Raw genomic sequence first — 23,433 nt, 5'->3', positions numbered from 1 at the left:
GGGGCACCGGCCGTGAGCCGTACACGGTAGAACTGTCCGGTGCTCCACGAACTGTTCACCCCCTCCGTTCAACACGCGCTCGACCTCGTCGGCATCTTCGTCTTCGCCATCTCCGGCGCCCTCCTCGCCGTCCGCAAGAACTTCGACGTCTTCGGCATCGCCGTCCTCGCCGAGGTCACGGCCCTCGGCGGCGGCCTCCTGCGCGACCTGATCATCGGAGCCGTACCCCCCGCGGCCTTCACCGACCTCGGCTACTTCCTCATGCCGCTGGTCGCGACCGTGCTGGTCTTCTTCCTCCACCCGCAGGTCGAGCGCACGCAGAACGCGGTGAACGTCTTCGACGCGGCGGGCCTCGGCCTCTTCTGCGTCACCGGCACCACCAAGGCGTACGAGTACGGCCTCGGGCTCACCTCCTCCGCCGCCCTCGGGCTCGCCACCGCCGTCGGCGGCGGTGTCCTGCGCGACGTCCTCGCCAACGAGGTGCCGTCCCTGCTCCGCTGGGACCGCGACCTCTACGCCGTGCCCGCCATGGTCGGCGCCACGATGGTCGTCCTGTGCATCCGCTTCGACACCCTCAACGCCTTCACCAGCGGGACCGCCGTCGTCACCGCGTTCGTCCTCCGCCTGCTCGCCATGCGCTACCACTGGCGGGCGCCCCGGGCGTGGAACCGCCGCTCCTCCACCCGCGAGGACCCCGAAAAAGCTACCGCTCAGTAGTTTCCTGCGGTACCGTCAGGCCCATGAGCACGAGCACCGAGACGGCCGCGGCGACGAGCGCGGCGACGAGCGAGTTCGACCGCGACACCGCTGTCACCCTCCGCGCCCCCGGGGTCTACGACGCCGACCTCTCTGCGGGGTGGACCATCATCCACGCCGTGAACGGCGGCTATCTCCTCGCCCTGCTCGGCCGCGCCCTCGGCGACCACCTGCCGCACCCGGACCCGTTCACGATCTCGGCGCACTACCTCACGCCGTCCGTGCCCGGCCCCGCGGTGATCCGCACCGAGACCGTCCGGACCGGCCGCACGCTCTCCACCGGCCAGGCGTCCCTCTTCCAGTACGCCGAGGACGGCACCGAGGTCGAGCGGATCCGCGTCCTCGCCTCGTACGGAGACCTCGACGCGCTCCCCGACGACGTGCGCACCACCGCGCTGCCGCCGGCCATCGCGCCCCTGGAGAACTGCTTCGGCCCCTCCGACGGCCCGGCGCCCAAGATCCCCGGCTCCTCCGCCATCACCGAGCGGCTCGCCATCAAGCTCGACCCGGCCACGATCGGCTGGGCCGTCGGTGCGCCCTCCGGCAAGGGCGAGATGCGCGGCTGGTTCGGCCTCGCCGACGGCCGGGAGCCCGACGCGCTCTCCCTGCTCCTGACCGTCGACGCGCTGCCGCCGACCTCCTTCGAGCTGGGCCTCAAGGGCTGGACCCCGACGGTCGAGCTCACCACCCACATCCGCTGCCGCCCGGCCCCGGGACCGCTGCGCGTCTCCATCACCACCCGCAACCTCGCGGGCGGCTTCCTGGAGGAGGACGCCGAGGTCTGGGACAGCGCGGACCGCCTGGTCGCCCAGTCCCGCCAACTGGCCCGCGCCCCGCGCCCCTGAGCGTCACGGCGGGGGACCGGTCCACCCGTCCGAGGCGGGCCGACCGGCCCCCGGCCGCACGGTCGGTCGGGCGCACCGCCCCCGGCCCATGCCCTCGCGCCCCCGCCCGCGCGCCCCGAGCCAGGGGCGCGATCCGGCCACGCCCCGGCGTCCTCGTAGAATCGAGGCACCATGGCATACCTCGACCACGCGGCGACCACGCCCATGCTCCCCGAGGCGATCGAGGCGATGACCGCCCAGCTCGCCGTCACGGGCAACGCCTCCTCCCTGCACGCCGCCGGGCGGCGCGCCCGGCGGACCGTCGAGGAGGCGCGGGAGACCCTCGCCGCCGCCCTGGGCGCCCGGCCCAGCGAGGTGGTGTTCACCTCCGGCGGTACCGAGGCCGACAACCTCGCCGTCAAGGGCCTGTACTGGGCCCGCCGCGCCGCCGACCCCCACCGCACCCGCGTCCTGGCCAGCCCCGTCGAGCACCACGCCGTGCTCGACGCCGTCGACTGGCTCGCCGCCCACGAGGGCGCCACCGTCGAGTACCTCCCCGTCGACGCCTACGGCCGCGTCCACCCCGAGGCCCTGCGCCAGGCGATCGCCCGCGACCCCGGCAGCGTGGCGCTCGCCACCGTCATGTGGGCGAACAACGAGATCGGCACCCTCCTGCCCGTACACGAACTCGCCGACGTCGCCCGCGAGTTCGACGTCCCCCTGCACGCCGACGCCGTCCAGGCCTTCGGTCAGGTTCCGGTCGACTTCGCCGCCTCCGGCCTCGCCGCCATGACCGTCTCCGGCCACAAGATCGGCGGTCCCTACGGCATCGGCGCACTCCTCCTGGGCCGCGAGCACAGCCCCGTCCCCGTCTTGCACGGCGGTGGCCAGGAGCGCCACGTCCGCTCCGGCACCCTCGACGTGCCCGCCGTCGCCGCCTTCGCCGTGGCCGGCCGTCTCGCCGCCGAGCGGCGCGAGGAGTTCGCCCGCGAGATCGGCGCCCTGCGCGACGCGCTGATCGCCGCCGTCCTCGACGCCGTCCCCGACGCCCTCCTCGGCGGCGACCCGGTCGACCGGCTCCCCGCCAACGCCCACTTCACCTTCCCCGGCTGCGAGGGCGATTCCCTGCTGCTGCTTCTGGACGCCCAGGGCATCGAGTGCTCCACCGGCTCCGCTTGCACGGCGGGCGTCGCCCAGCCGAGCCACGTCCTGCTCGCCACCGGCACCGACCCGGACCTCGCCCGCGGCACCCTGCGCTTCAGCCTCGGTCACACCTCCACCAAGGAGGACGTCGCGGCCGTCGCCGCGGCGATCGGTCCCGCCGTCGAACGGGCCCGCACCGCCGGCCTGACGTGAGCCCGGCTCACGTCACCCGCGTCGACGCCTCCCGTACGAGCCGCATGTAGCGCGGCCAGTCCCAGTGCGGGCCCGGATCGGTGTGGTCCGTGCCCTCCACCTCCACGTGCCCGACGATGTGCTCCCGGTCCACCGGTATGCCGTACCGGACGCATATCCCGGCGGTCAGCCGCGCCGAACCCTCGTACATCGCCGTCGTGAAGTCCTGCGGCCGGTCGACGAAGCCCTCGTGCTCGATGCCGATGCTCCGCTCGTTCATGTCCCGGTTCCCGGCGTGGAAGGCCACGTCCAGCTCGCGGATCATCTGCGCGACATGGCCGTCCTTGCGCACGACGTAGTGCGTGGCCGCGCCGTGGCCCGGGTTCTTGAAGACCTTCAGGGCCGTGGCGTAACTGCCCTGGACGACATGGATCACCACCCGGTCGATGGTGTAGTCGGCGGGCCGGTCCGCCCGCCGCCAGTTCGCCCGGGCCGCCGCGGACCAGTCGGCGCCCTTGTGGTCGAGCTCACCCTCGACCCGCTTCCGCTGCGCGCCCGGCAGCCCCCACCAGGCACGTCTCAGCTCGTCCTGGGCCAGCACCGCCGTCCCCAGGACGGCCGCGCCGCCGCCGAGCAGGACGGCCCGCCGTCCCACCACCCGCTTCTTCCCGGTCCCCATGTGGGTGTGAACGCCTACTCACGTGCCCGTGGTTCCCGCGGCCCCGTACCCTGGTAGCGCTATGACTCAGACTCCCCAGCGCCCCCTCCGCGTCCTCGCCGCCATGTCCGGCGGTGTGGACTCCGCCGTCGCCGCCGCCCGCGCCGCCGAAGCCGGGCACGACGTGACCGGGGTGCACCTCGCGCTGTCCGCGAACCCCCAGTCCTTCCGTACCGGCGCCCGCGGCTGCTGCACCATCGAGGACTCGCGCGACGCGCGCCGGGCCGCCGACGTCATCGGCATCCCCTTCTACGTCTGGGACCTCGCCGAGCGGTTCCGCGAGGACGTCGTCGACGACTTCGTCGCGGAGTACGAAGCGGGCCGCACGCCCAACCCGTGCCTGCGCTGCAACGAGAAGATCAAGTTCGCCGCGCTCCTCGACAAGGCCCTCGCGCTCGGCTTCGACGCCGTCTGCACCGGCCACTACGCCACAGTCGTCACCGGCGCGGACGGCGCGCGTGAGCTGCACCGGGCCTCCGACATGGCCAAGGACCAGTCGTACGTCCTCGGCGTGCTCGACGAGAAGCAGCTCGCCCACGCGATGTTCCCGCTCGGCGACACCCTCACCACCAAGGACGAGATCCGCGCGGAGGCGGAGCGGCGCGGGCTCGCCGTGGCGAAGAAGCCCGACAGCCACGACATCTGCTTCATCGCCGACGGCGACACGCAGGGCTTCCTCGCCTCCCGGCTCGGCACGGCCGAGGGCGACATCGTCGACGAGACGGGACGCAAGCTCGGCAGCCACGAGGGCGCGTACGGCTTCACCATCGGCCAGCGCAAGGGCCTGCGGATCGGCCACCCCGCCCCCGACGGCAAGCCGCGCTACGTCCTCGACATCTCGCCGGTGGACAACACCGTCACCGTCGGCCCGGTCGAGGCGCTCGACGTCACCGCCCTGACGGCGATCAAGCCCCGCTGGTGCGGCACCGCCCCCGAGGGCCCCGGCCGCTACACCGCCCAGCTCCGCGCCCACGGCGGCGAGACCGCGGTCACGGCGGCGCCGGCCGACGGCGAGCTGCGGGTCGCGTTCGACGAGCCGGTGCGGGGCGTGGCCCCCGGCCAGGCGATCGTGCTGTACGACGGCACGCGCGTGGTGGGCTCGGCGACGATCGCGACGACGGCCCGCCGCACGACGACGACGGTCTGACCCGACCCGCCCGGGGGCGGGCGGCCGCCCGGCGGCTCACTCCTCCGTGAAGAAGTCCTCCAGGACCGGCGCGAGGACGTGCGGCGCCACCAGGTGCGTCTGACCCGTCAGCGTGCGGTGGCGGCCCCGGGGCAGCGCCGTCGAGACCAGTCCGGCCGCGCGCCGCGTCCCGGCGGGGCTGAAACCGCCGTCGACCACCAGCACGCGCGCGTGCACCGCCGTGAGCCGCTCGTACGGCACCTGCCCGTCGCCCAGGATCGCGTGGTCATACGCCAGGGTGGGCGCCAGGGCCTCCAGCCCCGGCCACGCCGGCGACCCCCGCAGCGCCGTCAGCGCCCCCGGCGCCATCGCGTCGGCCAGGAACAGGTCCAGCGCGTCCCCCCGCCGCCCCCGGCCGAGCAGCCCGGCCAGCCGCCGGCCGAGGACCGCGTGGGCCTCCCCGGCCTCCGGGTCCGTGGCGTACGGCGGCTCGTACACCGAGAGCCGCCCGATCGGCAGCCCCGCCGCCGCGGCGGTGAGCGCCAGCGCCCCGCCCGACGCCGTCCCGTGCACGCACACGCCGTCGCCCGCCTCCCCGGCCAGGGTGACCAGGGCGGCCAGATCGTCGATCTCCCGCTCCACCGCGTACGGGCCGGTGTCCCCGCTTCCGCCCCGGCCCCGCCGGTCGTACGTCACCACCGAGAAACGCGGCGCGAGGAGCCCGGCCAGCGCCCGCTCCTCGGCGGCGGTGCCGAGGGCGCCGCTGACCACGATCACCCACGGGCCCTCGCCGTGCCGCTCGTACGCGATCCGCGTCCCGTCGCCCGACCTGACCCGCCCCCGGGCCCTGCTCAGCGTGCTGCTCGCCTCGTCCATGCCGGCTACGACCGCCGCCGTCACCGGAACTCATCGGTGCCCGACGCGAAATCCCGGAAAATCTCGGACGCGGGGGCCACGCCCTACGGTGGAGCCCATGAACATCTGCGTCTTCCTCTCCGCCGCCGACCTCGACGAGCGCTACACCACCCCCGCCCGCGAGTTCGCCACCCTGCTCGGCAAGGCCGGCCACACCCTCGTGTGGGGCGGCTCCGACTCCGGCCTGATGAAGGTCGTCGCCGACGGGGTCCAGCAGGCGGGCGGGCGGCTCGTCGGCGTCTCCGTGGAGTTCCTCGCCGCCAAGGCCCGCCCGGACGCGGACGAGATGGTTTTCGCCAAGGACCTCGCCGAACGCAAGGCGCTGCTCCTCACCCGCTGCGACGCGATCGTGATCATGGTGGGCGGCACGGGCACGCTCGACGAGGCCACCGAGATCCTGGAGCTGAAGAAGCACGCCCTGCACACCAAGCCGGTCGTCCTGCTCAACACGGCCGGCTTCTACGACGGTCTGAAGGCGCAGTTCCGCCGGATGGAGGAGGAGGGCTTCCTGCCCCTGCCCCTCACCGACCTCGTCTTCTTCGCCGAGGACGGCGTGGGAGCCCTCGCGTACCTGGAGGAGTCCGTCGGCACCCGGTGAGGGTGGGAGCATGACTCCCATGGCTACTCATGTGATCACCGGAGCGGGCTCCGGCATCGGCGCGGCCGTCGCGCGCCGGCTCCACGCGCGCGGGGACGAACTCGTGCTCCACGCGCGCGACGCGGGTCGGGCCAAGGAACTGGCGGCCGCGTTCCCCGGCTCCCGCACGCTCGTCGGGGACCTCGCCGATCCGGACCGGCTCTCCTGGGCGTTCTCGCACCAGAGCCTCCCCGACCGGGTGGACAGCCTGCTGCACATCGCCGGCGTCGTCGACCTCGGACCGATCGGCGAGCTGACCCCCAAGACCTGGCACCAGCAGCTCAACGTCAACCTCGTCGCCCCCGCCGAGCTGACCCGGCACTTCCTGCCGCAGCTGCGGGTCACCCAGGGCCACGTGGTCTTCGTCAACTCCGGCGCGGGGCTCAACGCCCACGCCGAGTGGGGGGCATACGCCGCCTCCAAGCACGGCCTGAAGGCGCTCGCCGACTCCCTGCGCCAGGAGGAGCACGTGAACGGCGTCCGGGTCACCTCGGTCTACCCGGGGCGCACCGCCAGCCCGATGCAGGCGAAGGTCCACGCGCAGGAGGGCAAGGCGTACGACGCGTCGCGCTGGATCGACCCCGAATCGGTCGCGACGGCGATCCTGACGGCGATCGACCTCCCGCGCGACGCGGAGATCAACGACCTGACGGTCCGCCCCGGCCGCTGACGCTGCGGCGTGGCCGCCGTCCCGGCCCGGCGTTCGGACCCTCCTCGGGGCTCGCTCCGGATCCGCGGCCGGACTCTCCTCGGGGGCTCGTTCCGGATCCGCGGCCGGACTCTCCTCGGGGGCCGCCGGCCCGGTCGCCGACCCCCTGCCTCTCCCGGGTCTGGGCCCGGCGGCCGAAGCGGCCGCCCGGGCCGGCGGGCGCCGGCGGCGCTGTCCGGGCCGCCCGGCCGGCCGGACGCCCGCCGTCGGGCCGCCCACCAGCCGTCCGGGGCCGCCCCTCGCGCCGCGTACGCTTCGCGGGTGAGCGAGAACACCGAGAAGACGCCCTTCAGCTGGGGGCCCGCGACCGGCGTCGGGTCCATGCCCGGCGGCGACGCGCGGGAGGCCGCCAAGACCGTCGCCGGGTCCGTCGAGGACTTCCCCTTCCTCGCGGAGCTGCCCGCCCGTGGCCCCGGCGCCGACATGATCGGCCGGACCATCGGGCTGCTCGTCGAGATGTACGCGCACGTGGAGCCCAGCGGGTGGCGCGTCAGCGACCGCCCCGGCCGCGACACCCGGCGCGCCCGGTCCTGGCTCGGCGAGGACCTCGACGCCCTGGAGGAGTTCACCCAGGGCTACGAAGGGCCGCTCAAGGTCCAGGCCGTGGGCCCCTGGACGCTCGCCGCCGCCCTGGAGCGGCGAGGCGGCGAGGCGGCCCTCGGCGACCCCGGCGCCTGCCGCGACCTGGCCGGCTCCCTCGCCGAAGGACTCCGCGACCACCTCGCCGAGCTGCGCAGGCGGGTGCCCGGCGCCCGGATCGTCCTCCAGCTCGACGAGCCCTCCCTCACCGCCGCCCTGCGCGGCCACGTCCGTACCGCCAGCGGCTACCGCACCTACCGGGCCGTCGACCGGCAGGTCGTCGAGAGCGCCCTGCGCGAGGTGATCGCCGTCCACGACGGCCCGGCGATCGTCCACTCCTGCGCCCCCGACGTACCGTTCGCGCTGCTGCGCCGGGCCGGGGCAGCCGGCGTCTCGTTCGACTTCGGCCTGCTCACCGAACGTGACGAAGAGACGATCGGGGAGGCCGTCGAGGCCGGCACCCGGCTCTTCACGGGCGTGGTGCCGTCCACCGACACGGCATTGTCCGACCCTGGGGGTAGCGTCATGGGTGTCAGGACGCTGTGGCGCAGGCTGGGGCTGAATCCGGGGACTCTCGCCGAGTCCGTGGTCGTCACCCCGACGTGCGGGCTCGCGGGCGCTTCGCCCGCCTACGCCCGCGCCGCGCTCGCCCACTGCGCCCGGGCGGCGAGATCGCTCGCGGACAACCCTGAGTAAGGGTTTCGAGGCAACGGGAGGACGAGTAACGGTGGCAGTCGAACAGGGGGCCCTGCCCGCCGAGGCACGGGAGAAGCACGCCGACCTGGCGGAGCGGATCGAAGAGCACCGCTTCCGGTACTACGTGAAGGACCAGCCGGTCATCAGCGACGGCGAGTTCGACGAGCTCCTGCGCTCCCTGGAGGCGCTGGAGGAGGAGTATCCGGAGCTGCGCACGCCCGACTCGCCGACCCAGAAGGTCGCGGGCGCGTACGAGACCGAGTTCACGGCCGTCCAGCACCGCGAGCGCATGCTCTCGCTCGACAACGCCTTCGACGACCTCGAACTCGCCGCGTGGGCCGAGCGGATCGCCCGCGACGTGGGCACACCCGACCACCACTTCCTCTGCGAGCTCAAGGTCGACGGCCTCGCCGTGAACCTCACGTACGAACACGGCAGGCTGACGAGGGCCGCCACCCGCGGCGACGGCCGCACCGGCGAGGACATCACGCCCAACGTCCGCACCATCGCGGACATCCCGGAGCGGCTCCGCGGCGAGCGCGTCCCCGACCTGGTCGAGATCCGCGGCGAGGTCTACTTCCCGATGGAGGCGTTCGAGGGGCTCAACGCCCGGCTGGTCGAGGCCGGCGACAAGCCCTTCGCCAACCCGCGCAACGCCGCCGCCGGTTCGCTGCGCCAGAAGGATCCCAAGGTCACCGCGACCCGCCCGCTGCACATGGTGGTCCACGGCATCGGCGCCCGCGAGGGCCTCGACATCGCCCGGCTCTCGGAGGCCTATGACCTGCTGCGCGGGTGGGGCCTGCCGACCGCCCGGCACAACAAGGTGGTCGGCTCCCTCGACGAGGTGCGGGAGTTCATCGCGCACTTCGGCGAGCACCGGCACTCCGTGGAGCACGAGATCGACGGCGTCGTCGTCAAGCTGGACGAGATCCCGCTCCAGGGCCGGCTCGGCTCCACCGCGCGCGCCCCGCGCTGGGCGATCGCCTGGAAGTACGCCCCGGAGGAGGTCAACACCAAGCTCGTCGACATCAAGGTCGGCGTCGGCCGCACCGGACGCGTCACCCCGTACGCCCAGGTCGAGCCGGTCACCGTCGCCGGCTCCGAGGTCGAGTTCGCCACCCTCCACAACCAGGAGGTGGTGAAGGCCAAGGGCGTGCTGATCGGCGACACGGTCGTGCTGCGCAAGGCCGGTGACGTCATCCCCGAGATCCTCGGCCCGGTCGCCGACCTGCGGGACGGCACCGAGCGGGAGTTCGTGATGCCCACCGAGTGCCCCGAGTGCGGGACGCCGCTGCGGGCCATGAAGGAGGGGGACATCGACCTGCGCTGCCCCAACGCCCGGACCTGCCCGGCCCAGCTGCGGGAGCGCCTCTTCTACCTCGCCGGCCGCGACTGCCTGGACATCGAGAACTTCGGCGCGGTCGCCGCGGCGGCGCTCACCCGCCCGCTGGAGCCCGCCGAGCCCCCGCTGGCCGACGAGGGCGATCTCTTCGACCTGACGATCGAGCGGCTGCTGCCCATCAAGGCGTACGTCCGCGACGCGGACAGCGGGCTGCCCAAGCGGGACCCGAAGACGGGGGAGGAGAAGGTCGTCACGGTCTTCGCCAACCAGAAGGGCGAGCCGAAGAAGAACGCCCTGGCGATGCTGGCGAACATCGAGGCCGCCAAGACCCGGCCGCTGGCCCGGTTCATCAACGGCCTGTCGATCCGTCACGTGGGCCCGGTCGCCGCCCAGGCCCTCGCCCGCGAGTTCCGCTCCCTGGACCGGATCGAGCAGGCCACGGAGGCGGAGCTGGCCGCCGCCGACGGGGTGGGCGCGATCATCGCGACCGCCGTGAAGCAGTGGTTCGCCGAGGAGTGGCACCGCGAGATCGTCCGCAAGTGGCGCGAGGCCGGGGTGGTCCTGGAGGACGCGGGGGCCGGAGAGGACCAGGGGCCGCGTCCGCTGGAAGGGCTCACCGTCGTCGTGACCGGCACCCTGGAGAAATTCACCAGGGATGGCGCAAAAGAATCGCTCCAGAGCCTCGGCGCCAAGGTGACCGGTTCCGTTTCGAAGAAGACGGACTTCGTGGTCGTCGGTGACAACCCCGGGTCCAAGTACGACAAGGCGATGCAACTGAAGGTTCCGGTTCTGGACGAGGACGGCTTCACGGTCCTGCTGGAACAGGGTCCCGAGGCCGCTCGCGAGGCAGCGGTTCCGGTCACCGGATAGGCCCTTCCCGGCCCTTGAGGGCTCACCCGTTCGGCGCATACCAGATCGTTACGGGTGGCCGGGTCGCATTCGGGCAAGACATGGAGAGCGCTGCCCGTCGGAGCCCTCCGCGGCCTACTGTTGTGACGTGCGTCTGCCACCCACGACCGCGCAGGGCTCCGCCGGTCGTGGTGGCATGACAACGGCCCATCGCGTTGCGACGGCACCGCCGGCTGTGAGAGGGACGGAATGAAACCGACCGAGAGTGCCGCCCGGGTCTCACGGCCACTCGGCCGCGCGGCCTTCACGGGCATCGCCTCCGGGCTGCCCGGAGCCATCGTGGGCCTCGCCGGACTGCTGCTCGCCACCGGCCTCTACCGCGCCCTGAGCACGGGACACGGCCTCTTCCCCGGCGACGCCGCCGGCTGGTCCCTCGCCCTCCTCACCGGCTTCATCGTCACCCACCTCGTCGCCCTCGGCCGCGACCGCTGGTGGGGCGGCACCGGCTCCGGCGCCGCCCTCACCCTCGCCGTCCTGCTCCTGTACGGCTGGGTGCCCGCCGGACTCGTCTCCCTGGCCGTCGTCGTCCTCGTCGGCGCGGCCCGCCGCCACCGCTGGCGCCAGGGCCTGCTGCACGGCGCCGCGGACGTCCTCGGCATCGGCGCGGCCGCCCTGGTCCTCGCCGCCTTCGGGGACGTACCCACCGTGGAGAAGCCCTGGCAGCCCCTCGACTGGGGGATCGCCGACGTCCCCGAGGTGGCGCTCGCCGCCGCCGCGTACCTCGGGGTGACCCGCCTCCTGCTGTGGTACGCCCTCACCCCGCAGGGCGGCGGCCTGCCCACCGTCGCCCGCACCGCCCTGCTCCGGCAGGGCCTCGTCGCCGTCGCCCTCCTCGGCATCGCCCCGCTGATCTGCGTCGTCGCCGTCTCCCAACCGGTGCTGCTGCCGCTCTTCGCCGTCCCCCTCATCGCCCTCGACTCCACCCTCTGGATCGCCCGCGCCCGCGCCGAGGAGCAGCTCAAGGACCCCCTCACCGGGCTGCCGAACCGGCAGTGGCTGCTGGAGCGGGCCTGGACCGCCCTGGAGGAGGCCGAGGGGGAGGGAGCCCGCACCGCCCTCGTCCTGATCGACCTCGACCGCTTCCGATCGGTCAACGACACCCTGGGACACCTCGCCGGAGACCGGCTGCTGCTCCAGATCGCCGAACGGCTCAAGCTCGCCCTGCCCCGCGGCGCCGAGGCCGCCCGGCTCGGCGGCGACGAGTTCGCCGTCCTGCTGCCCACCGCGGACTCCACCACCAGCGCCACGCGGGTCGCCCGCCACCTCGTCGCCGAGCTCTCCTCGCCGCTCGACCTCGACGGGCTCACCCTCGTCCTGGAGGCCAGCGCCGGCGTCGCGGTCTTCCCCGACCACGCCCTCGACGCCGAGGGACTGCTGCGCCGCGCCGACGTGGCGATGTACCAGGCCAAGCGGGACCGTACGGGCGTGGAGGTGTACGAGTCGAAGCGCGACTCCAACACCCCCGACCGCCTCGGCCTCCTCGGCGACCTGCGCCGCGCCCTGGACGCCGGCGAGGTCGAGCTGCACTACCAGCCCAAGGTCCGCTTCGACGGGCAGGTCGCAGGCCTGGAGGCCCTGGTGCGCTGGGTGCACCCGGAGCGCGGCCGGGTCCCCCCGGACGAGTTCATCGCCATCGCCGAGTCCTCCGGCCTGATGCCGCACCTCACCGAGTACGTCCTGGAGACCGCGCTCGCGCAGGTCGCCCGCTGGCGGGCGCAGGGGTTGAACGTTCCTGTGGCGGTCAACGTCTCCCCGCGCGACGTCCACACCCCCGGCTTCGCGGGCGCGGTCGCGGCCCGTCTCGCCCGGCACGGCGTCCCCGCGGGAGCGCTCCAGCTGGAGATAACGGAACACGTCCTCCTGGAGGACCCGCAGCGGGCGGCCGACACCATGGCGGGCCTGACCGGGCACGGCGTGAAGATGTCCCTGGACGACTTCGGCACCGGCTACTCCTCCCTGGTGCACCTGCGGCGCCTCCCGGTGAGCGAGCTGAAGATCGACCGCTCCTTCGTCGCCCGGCTCGCCGTCGACGCCGAGGACGCCGAGATCGTCCGCTGCACGCTCGACCTCGCCCACTCCCTGGGCCTGCTCGTCGTCGCGGAGGGCGTCGAGGACGACGAGACCTGGGAGCGCCTGCGGGACATGGGCTGCGACGCGGTCCAGGGCTGGCTGGTGGCCGCCGCCATGCCCCCGGCCGAGGCCACGGCCTGGCTCCTCGCCCGGGGCGAGCGCGGCTGGCGCCGGCCCTCGGAGGAAGCGGCACTGCCGGCGGTCGAGCGGCCCTCGGGCCAGGTGGTGCAGTAGCCGCCGTGCAGACCCTCGGGCCAGGTGGTGCAGTGGCCCCCGGGCAAACCGTTTCACGGGTATCGGTGCGGGCCCCATAGGATTGGCCCCGACACCATCAAACGCACCCCGTGAGGATCGCATGCCTGGCATCACGCGCGAGGAGGTCGCCCACCTCGCACGGCTGGCGCGTCTGGAGCTGAAGGGCGAAGAGCTCGATCACTTCGCCGGTCAGCTCGACGACATCATCGGCGCGGTCGCCCGCGTCTCCGAGGTCGCCGACCAAGACGTACCGCCGACCTCCCACCCGCTGCCGCTGACGAACGTCATGCGCGCGGACGAGGTCCGTCCGTCGCTCACCCCCGAGCAGGCGCTCTCCGGCGCCCCGGCCCAGGAGCAGCAGCGTTTCAAGGTGCCGCAGATCCTGGGGGAGGACTAATCACCATGACGGACAGCACCATCATCAAGCTCACGGCCGCCGAGATCGCGGGGAAGATCGCCTCCGGCGAACTGACCGCCGTCGAGGTGACCGAGGCCCACCTCGCCCGCATCGAGGCCGTCGACGAGAAGGTCCACGCCTTCCTGCACGTCGACCGCGAGGGCGCCCTCGCGCAGGCCCGCGCCGTGGACGAGAAGCGCGCCAAGGGCGAGAAGCTCGGCCCGCTGGCCGGCGTCCCCCTCGCGCTGAAGGACATCTTCACCACGCTCGGCGTACCCACCACCGTCGGCTCGAAGATCCTCGAAGGCTGGATCCCGCCGTACGACGCGACCCTGGTCAAGAAGCTCAAGGCCGCCGACGTCGTCATCCTCGGCAAGACCAACATGGACGAGTTCGCCATGGGGTCCTCCACCGAGAACAGCGCCTACGGCCCCACGGGCAACCCCTGGGACCTGACCCGTATCCCCGGCGGCTCCGGCGGCGGCTCCTCCGCCGCCCTCGCCTCGTACGAGGCCCCGCTCGCCATCGGCACGGACACCGGCGGTTCGATCCGCCAGCCCGCCGCCGTCACCGGCACCGTCGGCGTCAAGCCGACCTACGGGGGTGTCTCCCGCTACGGCATGGTGGCCTTCTCCTCCTCCCTCGACCAGGGCGGCCCCTGCGCCCGTACGGTCCTGGACGCGGCGCTCCTGCACGAGGCCATCGCCGGGCACGACCCGCTCGACTCGACCTCCATCGACGCCCCGGTCCCGCCGGTCGTCGAGGCCGCCCGCAACGGCTCCGTCGCCGGCATGCGCGTCGGCGTCGTGAAGCAGTTCCGCGGCGAGGGCTACCAGGCCGGCGTCGTGCAGCGCTTCGACGAGTCCGTCACGCTCCTCAAGGAGCTGGGCGCCGAGATCGTCGAGCTGGACTGCCCGACCTTCGACCTCGCCCTTTCGGCCTACTACCTCATCGCGCCTTCGGAGTGCTCCTCCAACCTGGCGCGCTTCGACGCCATGCGCTACGGCCTGCGGGTCGGCGACGACGGCACGAAGTCGGCCGAGGACGTCACCGCCCTCACCCGTGAGGCCGGCTTCGGCGACGAGGTCAAGCGCCGCATCATCCTCGGTACGTACGCGCTGAGCTCCGGCTACTACGACGCGTACTACGGCTCGGCGCAGAAGGTCCGCACCCTCATCACCCGCGAGTTCGAGAAGGCCTTCGAGGAGGTGGACGTGATCGTCTCCCCGACGACCCCCACCACCGCCTTCCCGATCGGCGAGCGCGCCGACGACCCGATGGCGATGTACCTCGCGGACCTGTGCACCATTCCGACCAACCTGGCCGGCAACGCCGCCATGTCGCTGCCCTGCGGTCTCGCGCCGGAGGACGGCCTGCCGGTCGGCCTGCAGATCATCGCCCCCGCCATGAAGGACGACCGGCTGTACAAGGTCGGAGCCGCCGTCGAGGCCGCGTTCGTGGAAAAGTGGGGGCACCCGCTGCTCGAGGAGGCTCCGTCGCTATGAGTGCCATGGCAAAGAAGGCCAAGAACTTCAAGAAGTCGAAGACCGGCGTCTACGTCTCGCTGGCGACCACCGCGTTCGGTGCCGTCAGCGTCGCGAAGCAGGCCAGGCTGGCCCGCAGCGACAACGACATGCTGCGGCTGATCGACTCCGCCGTGTCCGCCGCCGCCATCGTTACCGGCCTGGCGATCCTCTACCGGGAGCTGAAGCGCCTGGGCGACGACGACGTCCTGCTGGGCTGAGAGGGAAAGTCTCACTGTGACCGTCACCGAACTGCTGTCGTACGACGCGGCCCTCGCGGCGTACGACCCCGTCATGGGCCTCGAGGTCCATGTCGAGCTGGGCACGAAGACGAAGATGTTCTGCGGCTGCTCCACCGAGCTGGGCGCGGAAGCGAACTCGCAGACCTGCCCCACCTGTCTCGGCCTGCCCGGCTCGCTCCCGGTCGTCAACGCTATCGGCGTCGAGTCGGCCATCAAGATCGGTCTCGCGCTGAACTGCGAGATCGCCGAGTGGTGCCGCTTCGCCCGGAAGAACTACTTCTATCCGGACATGCCGAAGAACTTCCAGACCTCGCAGTACGACGAGCCGATCGCCTTCAACGGCTATCTGGACGTCCAGCTGGAGGACGGCGAGATCTTCCGTGTGGAGATCGAGCGCGCCCACATGGAGGAGGACACCGGCAAGTCGACGCACATCGGCGGCGCGACGGGCCGTATCCACGGCGCCTCGCACTCGCTGCTGGACTACAACCGCGCCGGCATCCCGCTCATCGAGATCGTCACCAAGCCGATCGAGGGAGCCGGCGAGCGCGCCCCCGAGGTCGCCAAGGCGTACGTCGCCGAGCTGCGCGAGCTGATCCGCGCGCTGGACGTCTCCGAGGCGCGGATGGACAAGGGCCAGATGCGCTGCGACGTGAACCTGTCGCTGCGCCCGCACGGCACCGCGACCTTCGGCACCCGCTCGGAGACGAAGAACGTCAACTCGCTCCGTTCCGTGGAGCGCGCGGCCCGCTACGAGATCATGCGCCACGCGGCCGTGCTGACCTCCGGCGGCACGATCGTGCAGGAGACCCGTCACTTCCACGAGGACGACGGCTCCACCACCGCGGGCCGGATCAAGGACAACGCCGAGGACTACCGGTACTTCCCGGAGCCCGACCTCGTCCCCGTCGCCCCGGCCCGTACGTGGGTCGAGGAGCTGCGCGGCGGACTGCCCGAGCTGCCGCGGGTGCGCCGCAACCGGCTCCGCGAGGAGTGGGGCGTCTCCGAGCACGACATGCAGTCGATCCTCAACGCGGGCGCGGTCGACCTGATCGTCGCGACCACGGACGCGGGCGCTCCGTCGGACCAGGCCCGCAAGTGGTGGATGGGCGAGCTGGCCCGCTCCGCCAACGAGTCGGGCGTCGCCCTGGACGAGCTGGCCATCACCCCGGCCCAGGTGGCCCGGGTCGCGGCGCTCGTCGCCTCCGGCGACCTGAACGACAAGCTGGCCCGCCAGGTCATCGAGGGCGTCCTCGCCGGCGAGGGCGACCCGGACGCGGTCGTCGAGAAGCGCGGCCTGAAGGTCGTCTCCGACGAGGGCGCGCTGGGCACGGCCGTCGACGAGGCCATCGCCTCCAACGCGGCCATCGCCGACAAGATCCGCGGCGGCAAGGTCGCCGCGGTCGGCGCCCTGGTCGGCGCGGTCATGAAGGCCACCCGCGGCCAGGCGGACGCGGCGCGCGTGAAGGACCTGATCCTGGAGAAGCTGGGCGTCAGCGAGGGCTGACCCCTACCTCCGCACGACGGCGGCGCCCCGAGTCTCCGGACCCGGGGCGCCGCCGTCGTGCGTGCGGAGGCAGAACCGTCGCCCGGGGCGGCGCCGGGCCCGGAGTCGGGCCCCGTGCCCGGCTCCTGCGCCCGGCTCCGTTGCCGGCCCCGCACCCGCCTCCGTACCCGCCTCCCGGCGTCGGGCCCGGTCGCACCGTCCGCACGCCGTGACGGGCCGTCAAACCCGCCCGGCGTCGGCCCCACCCCGGCCCGTGGCCCGCTTTCCCCGGCCCTTGGCCCCGCGCGCGCCTCCGTACCCGGCTCCCGCGCCCGGCCCCGTACCCGGCCCTGCATCCGCCGCCGCGCCCGCCTCCCGCGCCCGGCCCGGCATCCGCCGCCGCGCCCGCCTCCCGTGCCCGGCCCCGTGCCCCCCTCCTCCCCGACCCCCGCATCCGCCGCGCCCGGCCCCGGCCGGGCGTCGCGCGGGTGGGCTTGGACTTCCGCGTCGGCCTGATGGACGTTCACCGCCACGCCGTCGGCGGGTCTTCCCCCCGTCATCCGGCCTCACTACCGTCCACCGCGTACCACCCAATGGCTCGAAGGCGAACCATTGGCCGTCGACTGGAGGTCGGTCTTGTCCCCCGAGAAGTCCCGGATGTCCCGCCGCAAGGTCCTCGCGCTGGGCGGAGGCGCGCTCGGCGCCGCCGCGGCGGGGTCGCTGCTCCCGCCGTCGCTCCAGCAGGCGATCGCCGCGGGGCCGCCGGCCGGAGGCATGTCGGCCGTCCGCCACGTGGTGATCCTCATGCAGGAGAACCGGTCCTTCGACCACTATTTCGGCACCCTCCGCGGCGTCCGCGGCTTCGGCGACCGCAACGCCGTCCGCCTGCCCTCCGGCGGCTCCGTCTTCGAGCAGCCCGCCGGCTCCGGGCGGACCATCCTGCCGTTCCCGATCCGGGACGCCGCCGAGGCGCAGCGGAAGGACCTCCAGTACATCGGCGACCTCGACCACTCCTGGAGCGGCGGCGCCAAGGCCTGGCGTGACGGCTGGATGGACGGCTGGGTGTCCGCCAAGACCGCGGCGACGATGGCGTACTACGACCGCCGGGACATCCCGCTGCACTACGAACTCGCCGACACGTTCACCGTCTGCGACGCCTACCACTCCTCGATCCACACCTCCACCAGCCCCAACCGCAACCACCTGTGGTCCGGCTGGACCGGCTTCGAGGCCGACGGCAGCCGCGCGGTCACCAACGCCGCCTATGCCGAGGGCACCCACCCCGGCTACGGCTGGCCGACCTATGCCGAGCGTCTGGAGGCGGCCGGGCGGAGCTGGAAGACGTACACCGAGTGGGAGAACTTCACCGACAACAACATCGAGTTCTTCACCACGTTCAAGAAGATCGCCCGCAAGGCGCTGGCCCCCACCGGCGGCCACACCTTCATGGAGTCCTTCTACGCCGCCGTCCGCGACACCGACGACACCACCGAGCGGGCCAGGCTGCTCGCCGCCCTGGAAGACGGGGTGGCCACGCTCACCACCGCCGAGCGCTCCCTCTTCGAGCGCGGACTGCGCCGCGTCGAGACCGGAGCCCTCGCCGACGCCTTCCGGGCCGACGTCGCCGCCGGGACCCTGTCCGAGGTCTCCTACCTCGTCCCGTCCGCGATCGACTCCGAGCACCCCGGCTCCTCCTCGCCGATCGCCTCCGCCACCCTCGTCTACAAGGTGCTCGACGCCCTCGGCGCCCACCCCGACGTCTGGCGCCACACCGTCGTCCTGATCAACTACGACGAGAACGACGGCTTCTTCGACCACGTCCCGCCGCCCGTCCCGCCCGCCGACGACACCGACGAGCGCTGGCAGGGGCAGCCCACCGGCCTCGGCATCCGGGTCCCGCTGCTCGTCGTCTCGCCCTGGTCGGTCGGCGGCTACGTCTGCTCCGAGACCTTCGACCACACCTCCGTGATCCGCCTCCTGGAGAAGCTCACCGGCGTCCGCGAGCCCAACACCACCCCGTGGCGGCGCACCGTCACCGGCGACCTCACCTCCGCCTTCGACTTCCGGCGCGCCCACCGGCAGCCCGACGTCGACCAGCCGGGACCGATCCCGCCCTTCAGCGGCCGCTGGCGCCCGCAGCCCCCGCTGGAGCAGCGGATGCCGGTCCAGGAGCCGGGCAGCCGCCCCGCCCGCCCCCTGCCCTACCAGCCCGACGCCTCCGCGAAGCTCACCGCGGGCACGGCGGGCGGCCGCCGGATCACCGTCTCGCTCAGCAACACGGGCAAGGCGAGCGCGCACTTCGCGCTCTACCCGTACGCCGGCGAGTTCGCGGTCCCCCAGCACCGCGACGTGAGGGGCACCGGCCAGTGGACCGTCCCCCTCGCAGGTGATCGCTACGACTTCACGATCACCGGCCCGAACGGCTTCCGCCGCGAGTTCGAGGGCCCCGCCGGCGGCGGCGCCGAGCTGGCCTCCCATCTCGACCATCACGACCGCGACCTGCACCTCACCGTCCGCAACACCGGCACCGCGCCGGTGGCCTTCACCGTCCGGCCGCTCGGCTACGTCGACGAGGACGACCTCGCCGACTGGACGCGCACGGTCACCGTCAAGCCCGGCAGGAGCCGTACCGTCGTCCACTCGGCCGCCGACGCGCACGGCTGGTACGACATCGAGGTGACGGCCCCGGGCGGCTTCCGCAGGCGTCTGATGGGTCACATCGAGAACGGTCGCCCGAGCGTCTCCGGCTGATCCGGCCCCCGGGACACCAGGGTGCGCGGGGCGCCGGGACCTTCGTCCCGACCTCCCGCGCACCACTGTGAGTAACGCCACGAAAGGGACAAAGGATCTTTTAAGGCTGCGACAGTGGCCCCCAGAGAGGTCATGCGTTCTTTGCGGGCTGTTCCCCGGTAAAGATCCACGAGCCACCAGGGAGCACGTCCTTTGGCCGCAATCGCACGGTGGTGCGTCACGCACCGCCTGGTCGCCGTCGTCCTCTGGCTCGTCGCCCTCGGCGCCTCCGTCGCGGGCGCCTCCTTCGCCGGCAGCGCGTACTCCAACGACTACGAGGTGCCCGGCACCGAGTCCGGCCGCGCCACCGCACTCCTGGACCGCGGCTTCTCCGGTGCGGGCGGCGACAGCGACACCATCGTCTGGCACAGCGAACGGGGCAGCGTCCGCGCCACCGCCGTCGAACAGCGCATGACCGCCGTGCTCCACGATGTGGCGGAGCTGGACGGCATCGCGGCCGTGACCTCCCCGTACGACCGTTCTCCCGGCGCCCACGCGCGCGTCAGCGAGGACGGCCACACCGCCTACGCCACCGTCACCTTCCGCGAACAGGCCGACGACATCCCGCAGGCGCAGGCCAAAGCCCTCGTCGACACCGCCCGGGCGGCAGCCGGCGACGGCGTCCAGGTCGAACTCGGCGGCAGCGCCGTCGCGCTCACAGAGGCCCCCGGCGGCCACCTCGCCGAAGCGGTCGGCGTGATCGTCGCCGCCGTCGTCCTCTTCCTCGCCTTCGGCTCGCTCGCCGCCTCGGCGCTCCCGATCGCCACCGCGCTCGTCAGCGTCGGCATCGCCTACTCCGGGATCGTGCTCCTCGGCCATGTGATGACCGTCGCCGACTTCGCGCCCATGCTGGGCATGCTCGTCGGCCTCGGCGTCGGCATCGACTACGCCCTGTTCATCGTCACCCGCCACCGCAAGGGCCTCAAACAGGGCCTACCGGTCCCCGAAGCCGCCCGGATCGCCGTCGCCACCACCGGCCGCGCCGTCGTCTTCGCCGGCGCCACCGTCTGCATCGCCCTCCTCGGCATGCTGATCCTCCGGCTCAGCTTCCTCAACGGCGTCGCGATCGCCGCCTCCCTCACCGTCGTCCTCACGGTCGCCGCCTCCGTCACCCTGCTGCCCGCGCTGCTCTCCCTCATCGGGATGCGGGCGCTCAGCCGGCGCGAACGGGCGCGGCTCGCCGAACACGGCCCGCAGCCCGAGCTGCCCACCGGCTTCGCCGCCCGCTGGTCCGCCTTCGTCGAGCGCCACCCCAAGCTGCTCGGCGCGTTCGCCGCCGTCGTCATGCTTGTCCTCGCGCTGCCGACGTTCTCGCTCCACCTGGGCACCTCCGACCAGGGCAACAACCCGGCCGGCTCCACCACGCGGCAGGCGTACGACCTGCTGGCCGAGGGCTTCGGGCCGGGCGTCAACGGGCCCCTCACCCTTGTCGCCGGGATCGACGGCGCCGACGACCGGGTCGCGTTCGCCGAGCTGCCGGCCGTCCTGGAGAACACCCGCGGCGTCGCGTCGGTCTCCCCGGTGATCACCAACGGCGCGGGGGACACGGCCGTCCTGACCCTCGTCCCGGAGACTGCGCCGCAGTCCCAGGCGACCAGCGACCTCGTCGACCGGCTGCGCGGCGAGGTCCTCCCGAGGGCGGAGGCCGGAACCTCCCTCGACGTGCACGTGGGCGGGGTGACGGCCTCGTACGACGACTTCGCCGAGATCATCGTCGGAAAGCTGCCCCTCTTCGTGGGCGTCGTCATCGCGCTCGGCTGTCTGCTGCTCCTGGTCGCCTTCCGCTCGATCGGCGTCCCGCTCAAGGCGGCGGTGATGAACGTGGCCGCCGTCGCCTCCTCGTTCGGGATCGTCGTGGCCGTCTTCCAGTGGGGATGGGGCAGCGACCTCCTCGGGCTCGGCAGCGCGGGCCCCATCGAACCCTTCCTGCCGGTGATCATGGTGTCCGTCCTCTTCGGACTCTCCATGGACTACCAGGTCTTCCTGGTCAGCCGGATGTACGAGGAGTGGCTGGAGACCGGGGACAACCGCCGGGCGGTCCGCGTCGGCCTCGCCGAGACCAGCCGGGTGATCAACTCCGCCGCCGTCATCATGATCGCCGTCTTCCTCGCGTTCGTCCTCTCCGGCGACCGGGTCATCGCGATGTTCGGCATCGCGCTCGCCGCGGCCGTCGCCCTCGACGCCTTCGTCCTGCGGACGCTCCTCGTCCCCGCCCTGATGCACATGCTCGGCGGGGCGAACTGGTGGCTGCCGGCGTGGATGGACCGGTGGCTGCCGAGGATCAGCATCGAGCCCTCCGAGAGCCGTGCGGCCGCCGACGCGCGGGACGCCGCCCGTGCGACGATCTTCCCGCAACGCGTGCCGGTCCCGAGGCTCGAGGAGAACGAGGATGTTCGCGATACCGCTGGGTGACGACGGCGCCGAGCTGCGGCTCCTGGAGCCGTGGCAGGCCGAGGAGTTCCTCGCCCACATCGACCGCGGCCGGGCCTTCATCGGCGAGCACAACGGACTGCCCGACGTCGTCACCGACCTGGCGTCGAGCCGGGCGTTCCTCCAGGCGTACGCCGAGAAGACCGCCGCCGACACGGGCCGCATCCTCGGCATCCGGTGGGACGGCACGCTGGTCGGCGCGGTCATCCTCCGCACGATGGACACCGCCCAGGGCGTCGCCGAGGCCGGCTGCTGGCTGGAGCCCGCGGCGGTGGGGAAGGGGCTGGTGACCCGAGCGGCACGGGTGATCATCGACTGGGCCGTGGAGGAGCGGGGCATCCACCGCGTCGAGTGGGTGGTGTCGTCCGGGAACGAGCCCAGCATCAACGTGGCGCGCCGGCTGGGCATGACGAAGGAGGGCGTGCTGCGGGAGAGCCACCTCTACCGCGGGCGGCGCCACGACGAGGAGGTCTGGGCCGTCCTCGCGCCGGAGTGGCGGGCGGCGAGAACGTCCGGGACGGATCCCGGTGCGTCGTCGGACTCCGGCGGGCGGGGAGGCGTCGGTACGCCGGCGGGCGTCGGTACGCCGGGGGCGACCGCCTCCTGAGCCGGGGCGGCCGTCCGGGCCGGGGCCGGACGGCCGTGACCTCCGCGCCGTTAAGGCGGCTCTCATAGGGGCCGCCTAGCGTGCGGTTCATGAATGCCAGGATCGAGAAGACCGCAGCGCCCGACGTGTCCGACGCGGACACGACCGCCCCCGACACCGCCTCCGGCGCCCCGCTCGCCGACCGGCCGGCCGACGCCCGTACCGACGCCGCCACGACCGACGACGAGTCGGCCGAGGACGAGCTGACCGACGAGGAGATCGCCGCCGAGCTGGCCGCCGAACGCGAGGAGGCCTCCCGGGCGGCCTCCGGCATCGGGGCGGGCGCCGCGGCCGTCGTCTCCGCGGCCCTCGGCCTCGCGGCGCTGACCGGCACCTGGACCGGGAAGATCGCCGCCGAGCGCGAGGCCCTCATCGGCCAGATCACCACCTCCCAGGGCGGCAGCGCCCCCCAGCAGATCTCCGAGATCTACGGCGACGCCTGGCACGCCACCGCCCTCGTCAACGGCGTCTTCGCCTTCCTCGCCGTGATCACGGCCATCCTCGTCCTCACCCTCACCCGCCCCGAGCGCCCGGCCTGGATCCGCGCGGTCGCCGTCGCCGGAGCCGTCCTCGGCGGCCTCGGCGTGCTGCTCTCCGGCGCCATGTACTTCGACCTCCTGCTGAGTCTCCCCACCACCGGCTCCTAAGACCTGCCCTGGCCACCCGCCGGGCATCCGCCTAAGGCCCCCTGAGAAATCCCCTAAGGCCCCCAGCCCCCCGAACATCGGGCACTTCCCCGATGTGCCCGTACCCCCTGGGCGACGACAGTGGAGGCATCGCGAAAGCGGTACCGAACCGAGTCGCCGGCGGAAGCCGGAAGCCCAGGGAGAACGAGATGTTCGTCTACGAACTGCACCGCATGCACCACGCCGAGCTGCTCCAGGAAGCCGCGGCCCAGCGGCTGTCCCGCCGGGCCGCCCGGGTGCGGCAGGCCGCCAAGGCCGCCCGCCGGTCCGGCCGACACGACGACGAAGGGCGGGTGGACGCCGGGCACGACCGGTTCGTCCGGGCCGCGTGACCCCGTATGGGCACGGCCCCGGACGTCTGT

Annotated in this window: 20 protein-coding genes; 18 read left to right on the top strand and 2 right to left on the bottom strand. The window is 73.2% G+C overall.

Going from position 1 to position 23,433, the window contains the following annotated elements; genetic code table 11:
• Positions 1-39 precede the first annotated feature (39 nt).
• From ACFZBD_RS11355 to ACFZBD_RS11345, 3 genes are all read left to right on the top strand, one after another.
• The gene (locus ACFZBD_RS11355; protein ID WP_391139025.1) at positions 40-717 is read left to right on the top strand and encodes a TRIC cation channel family protein; all 678 of its coding nucleotides are present in this window, start codon (positions 40-42) and stop codon (positions 715-717) included.
• A gap of 23 nt (positions 718-740) precedes the next feature.
• Positions 741-1,601 (top strand): acyl-CoA thioesterase domain-containing protein, encoded by an 861-nt coding sequence (locus ACFZBD_RS11350; RefSeq protein ID WP_391139023.1) that lies wholly within the window; start codon positions 741-743, stop codon positions 1,599-1,601.
• 171 nt (positions 1,602-1,772) lie between these two features.
• Positions 1,773-2,936, top strand: a complete 1,164-nt coding sequence (locus ACFZBD_RS11345; RefSeq protein WP_391139021.1) for an aminotransferase class V-fold PLP-dependent enzyme — start codon at positions 1,773-1,775, stop codon at positions 2,934-2,936.
• A gap of 7 nt (positions 2,937-2,943) precedes the next feature.
• Here the strand turns inward: ACFZBD_RS11345 and ACFZBD_RS11340 are convergent, their stop codons facing one another.
• A complete protein-coding gene (locus ACFZBD_RS11340) occupies positions 2,944-3,594 on the bottom strand; it encodes an N-acetylmuramoyl-L-alanine amidase (protein ID WP_391139019.1) in 651 nt (216 codons plus the stop codon).
• A gap of 61 nt (positions 3,595-3,655) precedes the next feature.
• Between ACFZBD_RS11340 and mnmA the strand changes: the two genes are divergently transcribed.
• Positions 3,656-4,780, top strand: a complete 1,125-nt coding sequence (gene mnmA, locus ACFZBD_RS11335) for a tRNA 2-thiouridine(34) synthase MnmA (protein ID WP_391139016.1) — start codon at positions 3,656-3,658, stop codon at positions 4,778-4,780.
• Between the two features lie 36 nt (positions 4,781-4,816).
• On the opposite strand, the gene ACFZBD_RS11330 is transcribed toward mnmA, so the two are convergent.
• Positions 4,817-5,635: an alpha/beta fold hydrolase gene (locus ACFZBD_RS11330; RefSeq protein WP_391139662.1), complete on the bottom strand. Its 819-nt coding sequence runs from the start codon at positions 5,633-5,635 to the stop codon at positions 4,817-4,819.
• 97 nt (positions 5,636-5,732) lie between these two features.
• Here ACFZBD_RS11330 and ACFZBD_RS11325 point away from each other — a divergent pair, with 97 nt between their 5' ends.
• From ACFZBD_RS11325 to ACFZBD_RS11260, 14 genes are all read left to right on the top strand, one after another.
• On the top strand, positions 5,733-6,272 hold the full coding sequence (locus tag ACFZBD_RS11325; RefSeq protein ID WP_391139014.1) for a TIGR00730 family Rossman fold protein: 540 nt from the start codon (positions 5,733-5,735) through the stop codon (positions 6,270-6,272).
• A 10-nt stretch (positions 6,273-6,282) separates the two neighbouring features.
• Positions 6,283-6,981: an SDR family oxidoreductase gene (locus ACFZBD_RS11320; protein ID WP_391139013.1), complete on the top strand. Its 699-nt coding sequence runs from the start codon at positions 6,283-6,285 to the stop codon at positions 6,979-6,981.
• A 300-nt stretch (positions 6,982-7,281) separates the two neighbouring features.
• Positions 7,282-8,295, top strand: coding sequence for a methionine synthase (locus ACFZBD_RS11315; RefSeq protein ID WP_391139011.1), 1,014 nt, complete (start codon positions 7,282-7,284; stop codon positions 8,293-8,295).
• Positions 8,296-8,326: 31 nt separating this feature from the next.
• Entirely contained in the window at positions 8,327-10,507 is a 2,181-nt protein-coding gene (gene ligA, locus ACFZBD_RS11310) for an NAD-dependent DNA ligase LigA (protein ID WP_391139009.1), read from the top strand.
• A 228-nt stretch (positions 10,508-10,735) separates the two neighbouring features.
• The gene (locus ACFZBD_RS11305; protein WP_391139007.1) at positions 10,736-12,850 is read left to right on the top strand and encodes an EAL domain-containing protein; all 2,115 of its coding nucleotides are present in this window, start codon (positions 10,736-10,738) and stop codon (positions 12,848-12,850) included.
• 121 nt (positions 12,851-12,971) lie between these two features.
• Positions 12,972-13,268, top strand: a complete 297-nt coding sequence (gatC, locus tag ACFZBD_RS11300; protein ID WP_015036350.1) for an Asp-tRNA(Asn)/Glu-tRNA(Gln) amidotransferase subunit GatC — start codon at positions 12,972-12,974, stop codon at positions 13,266-13,268.
• Between the two features lie 5 nt (positions 13,269-13,273).
• On the top strand, positions 13,274-14,773 hold the full coding sequence (gene gatA / locus ACFZBD_RS11295) for an Asp-tRNA(Asn)/Glu-tRNA(Gln) amidotransferase subunit GatA (protein ID WP_391139005.1): 1,500 nt from the start codon (positions 13,274-13,276) through the stop codon (positions 14,771-14,773).
• Positions 14,770-15,012 (top strand): hypothetical protein, encoded by a 243-nt coding sequence (locus tag ACFZBD_RS11290; protein WP_391139003.1) that lies wholly within the window; start codon positions 14,770-14,772, stop codon positions 15,010-15,012. The genes gatA and ACFZBD_RS11290 overlap by 4 nt, the downstream gene beginning before the upstream one ends.
• 16 nt (positions 15,013-15,028) lie before the next feature.
• Positions 15,029-16,540 (top strand): Asp-tRNA(Asn)/Glu-tRNA(Gln) amidotransferase subunit GatB, encoded by a 1,512-nt coding sequence (gatB, locus tag ACFZBD_RS11285; protein ID WP_391139001.1) that lies wholly within the window; start codon positions 15,029-15,031, stop codon positions 16,538-16,540.
• A 636-nt stretch (positions 16,541-17,176) separates the two neighbouring features.
• Positions 17,177-19,270, top strand: a complete 2,094-nt coding sequence (locus tag ACFZBD_RS11280) for a phosphocholine-specific phospholipase C (protein ID WP_391139661.1) — start codon at positions 17,177-17,179, stop codon at positions 19,268-19,270.
• Between the two features lie 192 nt (positions 19,271-19,462).
• Positions 19,463-21,721 (top strand): MMPL family transporter, encoded by a 2,259-nt coding sequence (locus ACFZBD_RS11275; RefSeq protein WP_391138999.1) that lies wholly within the window; start codon positions 19,463-19,465, stop codon positions 21,719-21,721.
• The gene (locus tag ACFZBD_RS11270; protein WP_391138997.1) at positions 21,699-22,346 is read left to right on the top strand and encodes a GNAT family N-acetyltransferase; all 648 of its coding nucleotides are present in this window, start codon (positions 21,699-21,701) and stop codon (positions 22,344-22,346) included. The genes ACFZBD_RS11275 and ACFZBD_RS11270 overlap by 23 nt, the downstream gene beginning before the upstream one ends.
• Before the next feature lie 89 nt (positions 22,347-22,435).
• Positions 22,436-23,032 carry a hypothetical protein gene (locus ACFZBD_RS11265; protein ID WP_391138994.1) on the top strand — a complete coding sequence of 199 codons (597 nt, stop codon included), beginning with the start codon at positions 22,436-22,438 and terminating at the stop codon, positions 23,030-23,032.
• Between the two features lie 188 nt (positions 23,033-23,220).
• Entirely contained in the window at positions 23,221-23,403 is a 183-nt protein-coding gene (locus tag ACFZBD_RS11260) for a hypothetical protein (RefSeq protein ID WP_391138992.1), read from the top strand.
• The last annotated feature ends 30 nt before the right edge of the window (positions 23,404-23,433 follow it).

The organism is Streptomyces sp. NPDC008121, from assembly GCF_042957155.1.
GTDB lineage: Bacteria > Actinomycetota > Actinomycetes > Streptomycetales > Streptomycetaceae > Streptomyces.
This window is presented reverse-complemented; position numbering and strand designations above follow the sequence as displayed.